Annotated in this window: 17 protein-coding genes; 13 read left to right on the top strand and 4 right to left on the bottom strand. The window is 69.8% G+C overall.

What is annotated here, in order from left to right; genetic code table 11:
* Positions 1-79 precede the first annotated feature (79 nt).
* Entirely contained in the window at positions 80-808 is a 729-nt protein-coding gene (locus ACQHIV_RS06635; protein WP_427892564.1) for a VOC family protein, read from the top strand.
* Positions 809-879: 71 nt separating this feature from the next.
* On the opposite strand, the gene ACQHIV_RS06630 is transcribed toward ACQHIV_RS06635, so the two are convergent.
* On the bottom strand, positions 880-1,467 hold the full coding sequence (locus tag ACQHIV_RS06630) for a GNAT family N-acetyltransferase (RefSeq protein WP_427892563.1): 588 nt from the start codon (positions 1,465-1,467) through the stop codon (positions 880-882).
* A 226-nt stretch (positions 1,468-1,693) separates the two neighbouring features.
* Here ACQHIV_RS06630 and ACQHIV_RS06625 point away from each other — a divergent pair, with 226 nt between their 5' ends.
* Entirely contained in the window at positions 1,694-2,335 is a 642-nt protein-coding gene (locus ACQHIV_RS06625; protein ID WP_427892562.1) for an alpha-ketoglutarate-dependent dioxygenase AlkB, read from the top strand.
* Here the strand turns inward: ACQHIV_RS06625 and ACQHIV_RS06620 are convergent.
* Positions 2,328-2,756: a hypothetical protein gene (locus ACQHIV_RS06620; RefSeq protein ID WP_427892561.1), complete on the bottom strand. Its 429-nt coding sequence runs from the start codon at positions 2,754-2,756 to the stop codon at positions 2,328-2,330. The genes ACQHIV_RS06625 and ACQHIV_RS06620 overlap by 8 nt on opposite strands.
* Before the next feature lie 121 nt (positions 2,757-2,877).
* Between ACQHIV_RS06620 and ACQHIV_RS06615 the strand changes: the two genes are divergently transcribed.
* The 8 genes from ACQHIV_RS06615 (at position 2,878) to ACQHIV_RS06580 (ending at position 10,788) form a co-directional block, all read left to right on the top strand.
* Complete coding sequence (locus ACQHIV_RS06615; protein ID WP_427892560.1) at positions 2,878-4,125, top strand: MFS transporter; 1,248 nt, start codon at positions 2,878-2,880, stop codon at positions 4,123-4,125.
* Positions 4,125-4,763, top strand: coding sequence for a pyridoxamine 5'-phosphate oxidase family protein (locus ACQHIV_RS06610; protein WP_427892559.1), 639 nt, complete (start codon positions 4,125-4,127; stop codon positions 4,761-4,763). Before ACQHIV_RS06615 ends, ACQHIV_RS06610 begins: the two co-directional genes overlap by 1 nt.
* 79 nt (positions 4,764-4,842) lie before the next feature.
* A complete protein-coding gene (locus ACQHIV_RS06605) occupies positions 4,843-5,976 on the top strand; it encodes a sensor histidine kinase (protein WP_427892558.1) in 1,134 nt (377 codons plus the stop codon).
* A 9-nt stretch (positions 5,977-5,985) separates the two neighbouring features.
* Complete coding sequence (locus ACQHIV_RS06600) at positions 5,986-6,846, top strand: methyltransferase domain-containing protein (RefSeq protein WP_427892557.1); 861 nt, start codon at positions 5,986-5,988, stop codon at positions 6,844-6,846.
* Between the two features lie 109 nt (positions 6,847-6,955).
* A complete protein-coding gene (locus ACQHIV_RS06595) occupies positions 6,956-7,870 on the top strand; it encodes an ABC transporter ATP-binding protein (RefSeq protein WP_427892556.1) in 915 nt (304 codons plus the stop codon).
* Entirely contained in the window at positions 7,867-8,631 is a 765-nt protein-coding gene (locus ACQHIV_RS06590; RefSeq protein WP_427892555.1) for an ABC transporter permease, read from the top strand. Before ACQHIV_RS06595 ends, ACQHIV_RS06590 begins: the two co-directional genes overlap by 4 nt.
* Before the next feature lie 22 nt (positions 8,632-8,653).
* Positions 8,654-9,319, top strand: a complete 666-nt coding sequence (locus ACQHIV_RS06585) for a response regulator transcription factor (RefSeq protein WP_427892554.1) — start codon at positions 8,654-8,656, stop codon at positions 9,317-9,319.
* A complete protein-coding gene (locus ACQHIV_RS06580; protein WP_427892553.1) occupies positions 9,316-10,788 on the top strand; it encodes a sensor histidine kinase in 1,473 nt (490 codons plus the stop codon). The genes ACQHIV_RS06585 and ACQHIV_RS06580 overlap by 4 nt, the downstream gene beginning before the upstream one ends.
* Here ACQHIV_RS06580 and ACQHIV_RS06575 read toward each other — a convergent pair.
* Positions 10,732-11,943: an alpha-hydroxy acid oxidase gene (locus ACQHIV_RS06575; protein WP_427892552.1), complete on the bottom strand. Its 1,212-nt coding sequence runs from the start codon at positions 11,941-11,943 to the stop codon at positions 10,732-10,734. The genes ACQHIV_RS06580 and ACQHIV_RS06575 overlap by 57 nt on opposite strands.
* A gap of 74 nt (positions 11,944-12,017) precedes the next feature.
* Here ACQHIV_RS06575 and ACQHIV_RS06570 point away from each other — a divergent pair, with 74 nt between their 5' ends.
* On the top strand, positions 12,018-12,770 hold the full coding sequence (locus ACQHIV_RS06570) for a FadR/GntR family transcriptional regulator (RefSeq protein WP_427892551.1): 753 nt from the start codon (positions 12,018-12,020) through the stop codon (positions 12,768-12,770).
* Here ACQHIV_RS06570 and ACQHIV_RS06565 read toward each other — a convergent pair.
* Positions 12,702-13,082 carry a DUF6069 family protein gene (locus ACQHIV_RS06565; RefSeq protein ID WP_427892550.1) on the bottom strand — a complete coding sequence of 127 codons (381 nt, stop codon included), beginning with the start codon at positions 13,080-13,082 and terminating at the stop codon, positions 12,702-12,704. The two genes, ACQHIV_RS06570 and ACQHIV_RS06565, sit on opposite strands and share 69 nt — an antisense overlap.
* A 328-nt stretch (positions 13,083-13,410) precedes the next feature.
* Between ACQHIV_RS06565 and ACQHIV_RS06560 the strand changes: the two genes are divergently transcribed.
* Positions 13,411-14,553, top strand: coding sequence for a sensor histidine kinase (locus ACQHIV_RS06560; RefSeq protein WP_427892549.1), 1,143 nt, complete (start codon positions 13,411-13,413; stop codon positions 14,551-14,553).
* A complete protein-coding gene (locus ACQHIV_RS06555) occupies positions 14,550-15,194 on the top strand; it encodes a response regulator transcription factor (protein WP_325036283.1) in 645 nt (214 codons plus the stop codon). Before ACQHIV_RS06560 ends, ACQHIV_RS06555 begins: the two co-directional genes overlap by 4 nt.
* The last annotated feature ends 9 nt before the right edge of the window (positions 15,195-15,203 follow it).

Genomic DNA, 15,203 nt, shown 5'->3' with positions numbered 1-15,203 from the left:
GCCAGTTTTGTTTCGTACGGTCTCATCAATGTCGGATCGAATCGGCCCGGACATCACGGCCGGAAGAGGGAGACCAACCATGACCACACTGGTGCTGACCGGGCAGCAGGTCGCCGCAGCAGAACTCGACGGCTGGACCCTGTTGCTGTCGTTCGGGCAAGGCGGCCTGGAGACGCGGATCCACACGGAGAGCTTCTCTCAAGGGCTGCGGCTGGTGCAGGCGATCGGGCAGGCTGCGGAGGTCCTTGGCACTCAGGCGGAGCTTGACCTGCGACCCTTCCAGGTCGACGTCCGGCTGGCCAGCCGTGACGGCGGCGGCGTGACCGAAACCGACGTGAGGTTGGCCCGTGAGGTCACTGACATCGTCACTGCCGCGGGTGCTGAACTCGAATGTGGCAGCCTCACCCGGATCGAACTCGGCCTGGACACGCCGGCCTACGACAAGATCGCGCCGTTCTGGTCAGCCGTGCTGGACTCGGAGCACGTCATCGGTACCGCGGACTGGGGCGACGTCGGTGATGTCCGTTCGGGACTGCCGATGGTCTGGTTCCAGACCGCGGAGGCTCGATCGACCCAGCGGGTCTGGCATCCGCACCTGTGGGTCGACCCAGATCAGGTGCGGCCACGGATCGATGCGGCGTTGGCGGCCGGTGGCACTCTCGTCAGCGACCAGGGCGCGCCGTCGGCCTGGGTGCTGTCCGACCCCGACGGCAACCACGTCTACCTGTGCACGTGGCAACCGGGCGTCAGCACTCTGTGCGATTCGCAGTATCGGCCCGGAGGAATCAGCTGGATCGACCGAAGCTGACTCAGCGGTGGAGGATGCCTCTCTCGGGACGTCGCGCCAGATCGGGCGGTCCTGCTCCGGGCGCGTCCGCGTCATGCTGGTTCGTCGGGCTCGCGCATCGGCCATTCGAGCGGGAGCGCGGCGAACCACATCACGTCGATGCGCTTGCCCTGCCAGACGCTGTGTGCCCGCATCGTTCCTTCGTGCACGAACCCCGCTCGGCGGGCCACGGCGGCCGAGGCTGCGTTGTCTGCCTCGACTGTCAGGAAGGCGCGAGCTGCGCCGAGCTCGAACAACCACCGGGCGAGCAGAACCACCGCGCGAGTCGCGTACCCACGCCCTCGTGCGGTCGGACCGATCCAGTAGCCGAACTGCGCCACATCGTCCTTCGACCAGTCATCGACACCGCAACCGCCTAACAGGACACCGGAAGCTGCGTCCGTGATCGCGAATGCAACACCAGATGGTGGCTCCGCCGCGCCGAACGCCTGCCACCTCGACGCGAACCCGTCGATGATCGCCTCAGCGTCCACGATCGTCAGCGGCGGAGCAGGCCGTCCGAGTCGATCGTGAGCCCCGTTGTAGCGTCGAATCGCTGGATCGGCGAATGCTTCCACCATGAACCCGGCGTCATCCCTCGACCACGGCCGGAGAGTGACTACGCCGTCCGAGAGCGACACCACCGGAAGGTCAGTATCCGCTGCACACACGTCTGTCGGCTCCGTCCACTCCGGTTTGACCCTTCACAGGTCGAATCCGGGACATTACCCGAGCCTCCTGCGGACTGACCGCCGCCAGCCCGAGGTCCGCGTCGACGACACTCCGGGTAATCGACGGCGGCTACACACAGCGGACGCAACGGAAGTCTAAGGGAACATATGTTCGATCCTCCGGTATGGTGGGGGTATGGGAGCTGATCTTCAGGGGTCCTTGTTCGGTGCGGTTGGGGAGCCTGCGCTTGGGGCGTTGGGTGACATCAGGCGGACCGAGTTGGGGCTTGGGGCCTGGGTTGACGTGTTGCCGGGGTGGCTTGGTGGGGCCGATGAGGTTTATGGGCGGTTGGCCGGTGAGGTGCCTTGGCAGGCGGAGCGGCGGCAGATGTACGACCGGGTGGTTGATGTGCCTCGGTTGTTGTGCTTTTACGGGGAGGACGTGCCGCTTCCGTTGGGTGTGCTGGATGAGGCTCGGGATGCGTTGAGTGCGTACTACGCGGACGAGTTGGGTGAGCCGTTCCGGACGGCGGGGCTTTGTTTCTACCGGGACGGGAAGGACAGCGTTGCCTGGCACGGGGATCGGATCGGGAGGGGTGATCGCGAGGACACGATGGTGGCGATCCTTTCGGTTGGGGAGCCGCGGGTGCTGGCGTTGCGGCCTCGGCCGGGGAGTGGGCAGGCGGTCGGGTCGACAGTGCGGTATCCGCTTGGTCACGGGGATCTGATCGTCATGGGTGGTTCGTGTCAGCGCACGTGGGAGCATGCGATTCCCAAGGCGGCAGGGCATGTCGGGCCGCGGATCAGCATCCAGTTCCGGCCCAGAGGCGTCAGGTGAGGGCTGGGATGGGTGGCTCGTAGACGCCGTCTCTGGTGGCTATGTAGAAGCCGAGGAGGCGGATGCCGGCGGTTGTGCAGGTGTCCCTGGCGGCGGTGGCCCACTGGTCGTCGGCGTCGGTCGGACTGCCGGAGCCGGAGCGGCCCAGGGCGAGGACGATGGCGGTGCCGGGGGCGGTGCGGACGGCTTCGATGATGGGGCCGAGCGCGGTTTCGCAGAGCTCGGCCGGCGTCGGGCCGGATGCTGGGAGCTCGATGATCACGGTGGATCGGAAGAGGGCGTCGGCTCCACAGAGGAGGACGGCGAGGGTGCCGCGGGCGCGGTCGCCGAAGCTGACCATCAGGTCGACGACGTTGGCGGCCAGCGCGGGATCGGTGAGTGGTTGGTCGGGCCAGGTGGAAGGCAGCTGTTCGAAGCTCATGCCAGAAAAGATGCCGCGTTCCGGACCCCCGATCCGGGTTATCCACAGACCAAAGTGGCCCATCGACTGACCCCGGCAATGGACCTGCAGATTGGGCCGCACCGAGCCTAGGCTCATGGTCATGAGCAGCAGACTTCTTCCCCCGGCCGGAGCGCCCCGGGACCTCGCGATGGCGCAACTGGCCAACTCGGTCGGCGACGGCGCGTTCGTCGTCACCTCGGCGTTGTTCTTCACCCGCGTGGTCGGGCTCTCCACCGCGGAGGTCGGTCTTGGCCTGACGATCGCCTGGCTGGCCGGATTCCTGGCCGGCGTACCGCTCGGCAGCCTCGCCGACCGGCGCGGAGCCCGCGGTACCGCCGTCCTGCTCGCGCTCAGTACCGCGACCGCCGTCGCCTCGTTCCTGGTCGTCAGGAGCTTCGCGGGGTTCCTGGTCGCCGCGATCCTCTACGCCTGCAGCCAGACCGGCCTCACCGCGGCGCGACAGGCCTTGCTGGCCGGGCTCGTACAGCCGGAAGAACGGACCAGGATCCGCGCGTTCCTGCAGTCCACGGTGAACGCCGGGCTGGCGGTCGGCGCGCTCCTCGGCGGCGTAGCGCTCCGCTTCGACACGACAGCGGCGTACCTGATCGTGTTCGCCATCGACGCGCTGAGTTTCCTGGTCGCGGCGGCGCTGATCCGCCGGGTGCCGTCGATCCCCACGTCGATCCGGACCAAGGGTGAGCCCCGGCTCGCGGTACTGCAGGACCGTCCGTACGCCGTTCTCGCGCTGCTCAACGCGGTGATGCTGTTGTTCATGCCGCTGATCAGCCTGGTCGGCCCGCTCTGGATCGTCACCCGGACGCACGCTCCCAGCTGGGCCGTCGCATCGCTGATGATCGTGAACACCCTCGGCGTCGCGTTCTTCCAGGTGCGGATCGCCAAGGCAGTAAGGGATCTGAGCACGGCCGCCCGTTCGGTCCGGTACGCCGGGATCGCGATGCTCGCCGCCTGCGCCGTGTTCGCGACCACCGCGGCCGGCCTCGGCCCGGCGACGACCGCCGCCGTACTCGTGGCGGCCGCCGCACTGCTCACCGTCGGCGAGATGAAGCTCGCCTCCGGCGCCTGGGAGATCAGCTTCGGCCTCGCCCCGGCGGACAAGCAGGGGCAGTACCAGGGGTTCTTCGGCACCGGTCCCGCGATCGCCCGGATGCTCGGCCCGGCGCTGCTCACCACGGTGATCCTCGGGTGGGGTCCGATCGGCTGGATCGTGGTCGGTGCCCTGTTCCTGGGGACCAGTTGCGCAACTGGTCCCGCCGTACGATGGGCTGCGCGGACGAGGGCCGTCAACGAGGACGCCACGCCGTCGCTGGTAGAGGAGAACGCCGCCTGATGGAGATTCCCGGACTGGTCGAGATCACGACGTACGACGAGCTCCGTGAGGTCGTCCCACCGCCGCTCGCCGCGGCTGCCGGCAAGGAACGCATGGAGCTGCACGAGCTGGATCGGCAATGGCTGGCCGCCTCGCCGTTCGTCCTGATCGCCACCTCCGACGCACAGGGCGAGTGCGACGTCTCCCCCAAGGGCGACCCCGCCGGGTTCACCAAGGTCCTCGACAGCACGACGATCGCCATCCCCGAGCGGGCCGGGAACCGGCGCGTGGACGGCTTCACGAACATCCTCTCCAACCCGCATGTCGGGCTGATCTACTTCATCCCCGGCCGCGGTGACACGCTGCGGATCAACGGGCGGGCGCGGATCGTCAAGGAGGCGCCGTTCTTCGACGAGATGGTCGTCAAGGGCAACCGGCCGCAGCTGGCGCTGTTGGTCGAGATCGAGCAGGTCTTCCACCACTGTTCGAAGGCGTTCCTGCGCTCGCAGCTCTGGAAGCCGGAGACCTGGGAGCCGGAGGCGATGCCGAGCCGACCGCGGATCTCGAAGGCGCTGGAGCGTCAGGACGCCGACTTGGCAGAGCTGGAGGAGTATTACGGCGCTGCGTACGAAGAAAAGATCTACAAGGTCAAGTACTGAACTACTTCGGCAGGCGCAGCGCGAAGTACTCCGTGGCGCCGATGACACCCGCCCCGGCGGCCGTCTACGGTTCCTTAGTGTGACCGAACTTCTCGACGTCCCCGACCTCGGGGCACGGATCCGCCGCTACACGCTGCCGATCGGGCTGGCCGTGTTCACGGTGATCGGGACGTTCGGCGCCGCCCGCGGCCAGACCGACCGGCACCATCCGGACGCGCTCATGGTCGTCCTGCTGCTGATCGCCGCGCTCTCGCTGTTCTGGCGGAACACCCGGCCCGTGCCGGTGCTGTGGGTGATCGTCGGCGCCACGCTCGCCTACATGCTCCGCGAGTACCCGTGGGGCCCGGTCGTGATCCCGTTCGTGATCGCGGTCTTCACCACGATCCGCCTGGGCCACCGAGTGGCCGGCTGGGCCGGGCTGATCTCGCTGTACGTCGGCCACGTGGGCGGCCGGATCATCCTCGGGCTCACCCAGGACGGCATCTACCAGGTGCTGCTCGTCGGCGCCTGCTTCTGCGTCCTCGGGTTCCTCGCCGAACTGTTCCGTGCGCACCGCGACCGCGTGTCAGCGGCCGCGCGGACCCGTAAGGAGGAGGAACTGCGCCGCGCCGGCGAGGAACGGCTGCGGATCGCGCAGGAACTCCACGACGTCGTCGCACACCACATCTCGCTCATCAACGTGCAGGCCGCGACCGCCCTGCACCTGGTCGACCGTCAGCCCGAGCGGGCCGCCCCGGCGCTGTCCGCGATCAAGGACGCCAGCAAGGAGGCCCTGGTCGAACTGCGGTCGATCGTCGGCGTACTGCGGCAGTCCGGCGAGTCCGCGCCACGTCAGCCCATCGCGGGTCTCGACCATCTCGACCACCTGGTCAGCCGTACGGCGCGTGCCGGGCTCGAGGTGCACAAGATCATCCACGGCGACCCCCGCCCGCTGCCGAGCGGCCTGGACCGCGCCGCGTTCCGGATCATCCAGGAGTCGCTGACCAACGTCGTACGGCACGCGCGGGCGACGTCCGCGACGGTCCGGATCCAGTACGGCGAGCAGGCGCTCGTCGTACAGGTCGACGACAACGGCGAGTCGCTGGCCGCCCAGCCGAAGGAAGGCAACGGCATCTCCGGCATGCGCGAACGCGCCACCGCCCTCGGCGGCACCCTGACCGCCAACCGCACCCCCGCCGGCGGCCTCCGGATCATCGCCAACCTGCCGCTATAAGCTCCGACGATGGCAGACACCGAGCCGGCAGCCCAGTACGACGAGGTCGCCCGGATCTTCCGCACCGCGTCGGCAGCTCCCGGCGGCGACTTCGACCGGATCGAGGAGGAGTTCGGGCAGTACCTCGACGAGAGTCTCGCGCCCCGCGGTCCCGGGTCGCTCCTCGACCTGGTCGCCACGGTCGAACCGCCCGCCGGTGGTGTCGCCGTCGATGTCGGGTGCGGCAGCGGACGCGACACGGTCCGGCTCGCCCAGCGCTTCGGCCTACAGGTCCACGGCGTCGATCCGCGCAGCGGCAGCATCCAGAAGGCCGCGGAACGAGTCGCCGCCGAGGGTCTTCAGGACGCGGTGCGGTTGTACGTCGGCCGCGCCGAGGAGATCCCGTTGCCCGACGGGTCCGTGGACCTGCTGTGGTGCAAGGAAGCCTTGACGTTCACCGAACTCGACGTGGCGATGGGTGAGTTCCGGCGGGTTATGCGCCCCGGTGCGGTCGGAGTCGTCTACCAGGTGCTCACCGGTCCGGCGATGAGCGATGCCGAGGCGGAGTGGTTCGCGAGCCAGGACATGGGTTTCGGTACGGCGCGCAGTATGCGGCCGGCCGACGTGGAATCCGCGGCGGCCGGAGCCGGACTCGAGGTGCGCCGGCGCGTGGACTACGCCGGCGAGTGGGGCGAGGCGGGCGAAGAGCACGGCGGCGCGGCCGGGCGCCGGCTGCTGCACGCGTCCCGGCTGCTGCGCCGCCCGCAGCGTTACATCGACCGGTACGGCGAAGAGAACTACCGCATCATGCTGCTCGACTGTCTCTGGCACGTGAATCGAATGGTCGGCAAGCTGTGGGGCGTCGCCTTCGTCGTCGCCCGTCCGCTCTGACGAATTCCTGTGAACGGCGGCGGCCGCCGAAGGGTCCGCCGCGGCGGATTCACAGAGTTCTCCCAGATTCTCCCCGGGGGTGCCCAGATCGGGGCGTCAGGCTGCGGGCATGACGACGATCGAGGTGCGGGGACTGACCAAGCGGTACGGCTCCGAGGTGGTGGTGGACGATCTTTCGTTCACCGTCGAACCGGGGCAGGTGACGGGGTTCCTGGGGCCGAACGGGGCCGGGAAGTCCACCACGATGAAGATGATCATCGGGCTGGCGGCGCCGACCGCCGGGGCGGTGACGATCGGTGGGCGGCGGTACCGGGACCTGCCGGTGCCGTTGACCGAGGTGGGGGCGTTGCTCGACGCGGGGGCGGTGCACGGGGCGCGGACGGCGTACGACCATCTTCTGGCGCTTGCCGTGAGCAACGGTCTGCCGCGGCGGCGGGTCGACGAGGTGCTCGCCCGGACCGGGCTGGAAGGGGTCGCGCGGAAGCGGGCCGGCGGGTTCTCGCTCGGGATGCGGCAGCGGCTCGGGATCGCCGCGACGCTGCTCGGTGATCCGCGGGTACTGATCTTCGACGAACCCGTGAACGGGCTCGACCCCGAAGGGATCCGGTGGATCCGGGACTTCATGCGCTCACTGGCAGCCGAGGGCCGGGCGGTACTGGTGTCGAGCCATCTGATGAGCGAGATGGCGCAGACCGCCGACCACCTGGTGGTGATCGGGCGCGGCCGGCTGATCGCGGACATGGGCATGGCCGAGCTGATGCATGCGAGCGGCGACGGCACGGTGCTTGTCCGTACGGCGGATCCCGGCGGTTTCGCGCACCACCTGACAGCCGCGGGCGGCACGGTCCGCGACGGGCTGGAGAGTGCGCTGGTCGTGTCCGGCCTGTCCAGCAACGAGATCGGCAAGCTCGCGGCGTACCACGGGGTGCCGTTGTCCGAGCTGACACCGCAGCGGGCCTCGCTGGAGGAGGCGTTCATGGAGCTGACCAAAGACAGCATCGAATACCAGGGGGCGACCGTATGAACGCGCTGCAGGCCGAGTGGATCAAGCTGCGCAGCCTGCGCTCCACCTGGTACACGATCGGCTGCCTGATGGTGCTAGGCGTCGGCATCACAGTGCTGTCGACGAGCAAGGCGGGCGAGGACTACTGGACGGGGAGCGCCGCGGACCGCGCCGCCTGGGACCCGACCGCGCACAGCCTCAAGACGTTCATCGTTGCCCAACTGATCGTCGGCGTGCTCGGCATCCTCGTGATGACGTCGGAGTTCGCGACCGGGCTGATGCAGACGACGCTCGCCGCCGCTCCCCGCCGCAGTCGGCTGCTGGCCGCGAAGGCAGTCACTGCGACCGCGGTCGCAGCCGTAGCGGGCCAGGTGCTCATGTTCGCCTCGTTCTTCATCGGCCAGGCCCTTCTGGTCGGACAGCACGTGCCGTACGCCCACCTAGGCGATCCGGGTGTCTTGAAAGCGATCGTGGGCGGCGGGCTGTACCTGTCGGCGACCGCTCTGCTGGCAGTAGGTCTCGGAACGATCCTGCGCGCCACCGCGGGCGCACTCGCCGTACTGGTCGGGATCGTGTTCCTGGTGCCGGCGTTGGCCGGGCTGTTCCCGTCGTGGATGCAAGGGGTCTTCGACTTCTGGCCGACGCTCGGAGCAGCGGCGATCTTCGGTACGGTGCCGGACCCGGACTTCCCGCATCCGTGGCTCAACCTCGGCGGCCTCTGGATCGGCGTGACCGCCGTACTCGCGGCCGCGTTCGTGGTCTTCCGTCGGCGCGACGTCTGACCGGCTCCGTATTCTGGCGATCATGACTCGGCTACTCGTGGTGGACGACGAGGCGACGGTGCGTGAGCTGCTGTCCGCGACGCTGCGCTTCGCCGGCTTCGAGGTGACGTCGGCGGCGACCGCTTCCGAGGCGGTCGCCGCCGCGGCCGAGGAGCCGCCGGACCTCGTGCTGCTCGACGTGATGCTGCCCGACATGGACGGCTTCGAGGTGGTACGCCGCCTGCGTCCGATCCCGGTACTGTTCCTGACCGCCCGCGACGGAAAGGCCGACAAGGTCCAGGGCCTGTCGCTTGGCGCGGACGACTACGTGACGAAGCCGTTCGACCTGGAGGAGCTGATCGCCCGGATCCGCGCCGTACTGCGGCGTACGACCGGCCGGCCGAACGACGTACTGACCGTCGGTGCGCTCGCACTGGATGCCGAGGGCCACCAAGTGACGCGGGACGGTACGGCGCTGCGGGTGTCCCCCACCGAGTTCCGGCTGCTGCACTACCTGATGGAGAACGCAGGCCGGGTGGTGTCCAAGGCGCAGATCCTGGAGCGCGTCTGGCGGTACGACTTCAACGGCGACACGAGCATCGTCGACACCTACATCTCGTACCTGCGGCGCAAGGTCGACGATCAGGAGCCGAAGCTCATCCACACCGTGCACGGCATGGGCTACGTGATGCGCGAGCCGAGATCGTGAGACTGTCGCTGCGATCCAGACTGCTGCTGCTCACGGCGGGTCTGCTGCTCGCCGGGCTCAGCCTGATCAGCGCGGTCGTGTCGAACCAGCTGGAGCGGTACCAGCTGGATCGGCTGGACAGCCAGCTCCGGTCGTTCACCCAGATCATCGCGGAGGTCGCGCCGAACGGCCCGGACCGCGGACAGCCCGCCCGGCCGCAGCTCCTGGATCCGGCGCTGGACCTGATCGGCGCGCCGTACCTCGCCTATCTCGACGGCGGCGGCGCGGTCGTCGGTACGTTGCGCTCGTCCCGGCTCGCCGCGACATCCTTCCCTTCCGACGACGCGCTCCGGTCGGTGCCGACCGACGGATCGGCCGTCGTACTGCAGGCTGCCGACGGTTCGGGCCGGTGGCGCGCTGTCGCACGGCCTGCGTCGGGCTGGAGCGGGACGGTGCTCGCGACCGCCCCGCTGACCGCGGCCGATGCGACGATCGCCCAGCTCCGCACCAGCAGCCTGATCGGCGGGGCCGGGTTGCTCGTGCTGCTCACCGGCGTCGGCTGGTGGGCGCTCGGCCGCGGACTTCGGCCGTTACGCCGGATCGAGCACACCGCCGCCGCGATCGCGGCCGGCGACCTGACCGAACGGGTGCCGGGACTCGCCGCGCCCAGCACCGAGATCGGCCACCTCGGGACGTCGCTGAACACGATGCTCGGCCAGCTCGAGCACGCGTTCGCGGAGCGGGACCGGGCCGAGACCCGGATGCGGACGTTCCTCGCCGACGTCAGCCACGAGTTGCGTACGCCGTTGGTCGGCATCAAGGGCTCCACCGAGCTGTACCGGATGGGCGGGTCCGACGCCGCGGAGGCGATGAGCCGGATCGACCGCGAAGCCACCCGGCTCACGGGTCTCACCGAGGACCTACTGCTGCTCGCCCAGCTGGACGAGGAACCCGCCGCGCAGCTCGAGCGCGCGCCGATGGACCTCCGGACGATCGCCAACGACGCCCGGCACGACCTGCGTGCGCTCGACCCGACCCGGGAGGTCATGCTGACCGGGCCGGAGACCCGCTTCGCCCCCGGTCCGGCGCCGGTGAACGGTGACGAGGACCGGCTCCGGCAGGTCGTGACCAACCTGGTCGGCAACGCGATCGCCCACACTCCGCCCGGTACGGCAGTCCGCATCAAGGTCGGCACGGTCGGGGACCAGGCCGTACTGACGGTCGAGGACGAAGGCCCGGGCATGACGGACGAGCAGGCCGGGCGGGTGTTCGACCGGTTCTACCGGGCCGACCGGGCCCGCAAGCACTCGGCGGGCGCCGGCTCCGGTCTCGGCCTCGCGATCGCACGGTCCATCGCCCGCGCGCACGGCGGCGACCTCACGGTCCACACCGCGCTCGGACACGGCGCGGTGTTCGCACTGAGGCTGCCGTTACTAAGGCAGCTTGACGTGGGAGGGGTTGAGGTCGGCGACGCTCGAGACGCCCAGTAGCGCCATCGTGCGGCGGACCTCCTTGGTCAGGATCTCCGCGGCCCGGGCGACTCCGCGCTGACCGCCGGCCATCAGGCCGTACAGGTACGCGCGACCCACCAGGCACGCGTCCGCGCCGAGCGCGATCGCCGCGACCACGTCCGCGCCGGACATGATGCCGGTGTCCAGGTAGATCTCTGCGTCGCTGCCGATCGCCTTCCGGACGTCCGGGAGGATCCGCAACGGTGTCGGCGCCCGGTCCAGCTGGCGACCGCCGTGGTTCGACAGGACGACGGCGTCCGCGCCCGCGTCGACGACCCGGCGGGCGTCCTCGACCGTCTGGATGCCCTTGACGATCAGCGGCCCGTCCCAGATCGACCGCAGCCAGTTGAAGTCGTCGATCGTCATCGTCGGGTCGAACAGCTTGTCCAGCAGCTCCGCGACGGTGCCGTCCCAGGACGACAGCGAGGCGAAGGTGAGCGGCCGGGTGGTCAGCAGGTTCGCCCACCAGGCCGGGTGCATCGACGCGTCCAGCACCGTCTTCGCGGTCAGCGACGGCGGGATGGTGAACCCGTTCCGGACGTCCCGCAGCCGGGCGCCGGCCACCGGTACGTCGACGGTCAGCATCAGCGCCTCGAACCCGGCGGCGGCCGACCGCTTCACCAGGTCCTCGCCCGCGTCGCGGTCCTTCCACACGTACAGCTGGAACCACTTGCGGGCCTCCGGCGCGGCGGCCGCGACGTCCTCGATCGACGTCGTACCCATCGTGGACAGCGCGTACGGGATGCCGACGTCCTGGGCGACCTTGACGACCGCGCTCTCGCCCTCGTGGTTCATCATCCGGGTGAACCCGGTCGGCGCGAACGCGAACGGCAGCTCGGAGCGCTTGCCGAGGATCGACGTACCGAGGTCGATGTCGGACACGTCCCGCAGGATCGACGGCTGCAGCTCCATCTCGGCGAACAGCCGGCGGGCCCGGCGCAGGCTGATCTCCGCCTCGGCGGCGCCGTCGGTGTAGTCGAACACCGAACGTGGCGTACGGCGCTTCGCGATCGCGCGCAGGTCCGCGATCGTCAGCGCCTTCTCCAGGCGCCGGTCGGTCGAGTTCACCGTGATCGGCTTCGGCCGCAGCAGCGGCTTCAGCTCGGACCATTTGGGCATCTGGCGATCGGTCATCACAACTCCCGGCTGAATCTGTGGTCGGACCACACCCTACCCTGTGGTCCGACCACACAGATAGAGTCGTCCACATGAAGAACTACGAGCTGGTCCTACACCGGGTGGAGGCCGACCTGGCCGCGGGCCGGTTGCGGGTCGGGGGGCGGTTGCCCGGGGAGCGGGCGCTCGCGGAGCAGCTCGGCATCAGCCGGCCGTCGGTGCGCGAGGCGGTCCGGGTGCTGGAGGCGATGGGCGTGGTGCGGACCGCGACCGGGTCCGGGCCGGAGGCGGGCACGGTGATCGTGGCGGAGCCGGTGTCGCCGCTGACCGCCGTACTGCGGTTGCACCTGGCAACCAATCATCTGCCGATGGGCGATGTGGTGGAGACGCGGCTGCTGCTGGAGTCGTGGGCGGCGCGGGAGGCGGCCGGGCGGGAGCTCGGGGCGGGTGAGCTGAAGGTTGCCGAGGAGCTGCTGGACCGGATGGACGACGGCGGGTTGTCGCCGGAGGAGTTCCATCTGCTCGACGCGGAGTTCCACGTCGCGTTGTCGGGGTTGGCGGGGAACGTGCTGATCGCGGCGGTGATGGCGTCGTTGCGGTCGGCCATTCACGGGTATGTGCTGGCCGCGGTGCCGAATCTGCCGGACTGGGAGGCGACCGTGGTCGGGTTGCGGGCCGAACATCGGGCGATCCTGGCGGCGGTGCGGGGCGGTGCGGCGGAGCGCGCGGCCGAGTTGGTGGCCGCGCATATCCGGGGGTTCTACCGGGCGGCGCAGCTAGCAGGGTTCGGCGGCGGTGCGGCGGAGGCCGAGGATGACGATCGCGCCGACGACCAGGTGGAGTGAGGCGAGGCCGAGCTTCGCGCCGAGGCCGATGCCGTTGGTGAGCGGGCTGCCGAGGGAGGTGAGGCAGACGATGGTCGCGATCACGGTCCAGGTGGTGCGGGCGCGTGGGGTGCGGCGTTCGAGGAGCGCGAGCAAGGCCCAGCCGAGGAGGCTGACGACGATCGTTGAGATGACCACGGCCGCGGCGCCGATGTGTTGGATGCCGCCTTGGCGGGCGGTGAGGGTGAGGCCGGCTACTGGGGCGAGCAGGATCCAGTCGGCCAGTGCGGCAACTGCTGCAATACCAACTACTCCGAATCTTCTACCTCTCACACCGCTCCGCTCTCCCAGAACTGGTGAAGGAACAGCAGGCGCTGTCCCACCCGACGGTTGCTCGGGGCCGCGGTGGGTGGCGCTGGGCGTGGGGTGGGTGGCGCTGGGCGTGGGGTGGGTGGTGCTGGGTGTGGGGTGGGTGGTGCTGGGTGTGGGGTGGGTGGTGCTCGGGGTGGGGTTGGTGGGGGTTGGCATTGGGGCTCCTTGGGTGGCGGGGTGATGGGGTACAGGGTGGTGTTTGGGGTGGGGGTGTGGCATCGGCCGGGTGGCTGGGAGGGTTCTACTTTGGTTGGTGGTGGGGATGGGAGGGGGCGCCTACGGTTGGGGGATGGATGAGTTGTGCGCGCCGCGGAAGCCGCCGAGGTATGTCGAGGTGGTGGCGGTCGGGGCGGTTGCGGTGCTGGTGGGGCTGACGATTGTCGGGCGGTTGCCGGACGCGGGGCACCGGAGGTTCCTGCCGCTGGACATCGTGATCGGGATCGCCTCGGTGGGCCTGATGCCGTTGGTGTTCCGCCGGCCGGTGCCCGGCGCGATCGCGGTTGCCGTACTCGCCGCCTTCTCCCCCGCCGCGACCCCGCCGTCCACCGTCGGCACGTTGAACGTCGCCCTGCGCCAGCCCCTCCGTACGTCGGTCATGGTCGCCGCGATCGGCACGGTGAGCCACCTCGTTCAGGGCCTCTGGCAACCGATCGAAGGCCTTCCGTACTTCTGGTACGCGATCCTCGTCTTCGTCGTCCACGCGGGCCTGCTCGGCTGGGGTCAAGGCACCCAGGCACGCCAGCAACTGCTCGCCTCGTTGCGCGACCGCGCCCTCCGCGCCGAGGCCGAACAAGGTCGCCGGGTCGCGGAAGCGCGGTCCTTGGAGCGGACGAAGATGGCCCGCGAGATGCACGACGTACTGGCGCATCGCCTGTCGCTGCTGGCGACGTACGCCGGTGCCCTCGAGTACCGGCCGGACTCCTCGCCGGAGAAGCTCGCGAAGGCGGCCGGTGTGATCCGTACGGGCGTCCACCAGGCGCTGGACGAGCTCCGCGAGGTGATCAACGTACTGCGGGACGAGGACGTGTACGAGGGACGCCCGCAGCCGACGTTCGGGGATCTCCGGGCGCTGGTCGACGAGTCGCGGGCGGCGGGCAGCACGATCGCGTACGACGACCGGATCGCGGACTCCACGTCGTTGCCGCCGGCAACCGGGAGGACGGCGTACCGGATCGTCCAGGAAGGGCTGACGAACGCCCGCAAGCACGCCGCCGGGTATCCGGTGACCGTGCTGGTCACCGGCCATCCGGGCGACGGGCTGCGGATCGAGCTGACCAACCCGGCGTCGAACGGTACGCCGTTGATGCCCGGCAGCGGGACCGGTCTGGTCGGGCTGACCGAACGCGTGCAGCTCGCGGGCGGCACGCTCGACCACGGCAGGGAGCCCGGTGGCGCGTTCCGCCTCGAGGCCTCGCTACCGTGGCCCTCATGATCCGGGTACTGGTGGTGGACGACGACGCGTTGGTCAGGGCCAGCCTGGAGATGATGCTCGACGGCGCGAACGGGATCTCGGTCGTCGGCCAGGCCGCGGACGGTGACGAGGTACCGGCCGCGGTCGACGCGCACTTCCCGGACATCGTGCTGATGGACCTGCGGATGCCGCGGGTGGACGGGATCGTCGCGACCCGGCGGCTGCGGGCGCGGCCGAACCCGCCGGACGTCGTCGTACTCACCACCTTCGACACCGACGAGAACGTGCTGCACGCGCTCCGCGCCGGCGCCAGCGGGTTCCTGCTGAAGGACACGCCGCCGGCCCAGATCGTGGAGGCGGTACGCCGGGTCGCGGCCGGGGACCCGATCCTCTCCCCCGCGATCACCCGGAGGCTGATGGACCGCGCGGCGACCCAGGCCGACGCGCACACGATCGCGCAGCAGAAGCTGGAACGGCTGTCGCCGCGGGAGTACGACGTGATGCTCGCGGTCGCCCAGGGCAAGGCGAACGCGCAGATCGCGACCGAGCTGTTCATGAGCCTCGCGACCGTGAAGGCGCACATCTCGCACATCCTCACCAAGCTCGAACTCGGCAACCGCACCCAGGTCGCGCTGCTCGCCCATGACGCGGGGCTCGCATAAGCTCCGACT

This window comes from Kribbella polygonati (genome assembly GCF_050320105.1).
GTDB lineage: Bacteria > Actinomycetota > Actinomycetes > Propionibacteriales > Kribbellaceae > Kribbella.
Note: the sequence above shows the minus strand (reverse complement) of the source record. Positions and strands in the feature narration are given on the sequence as shown.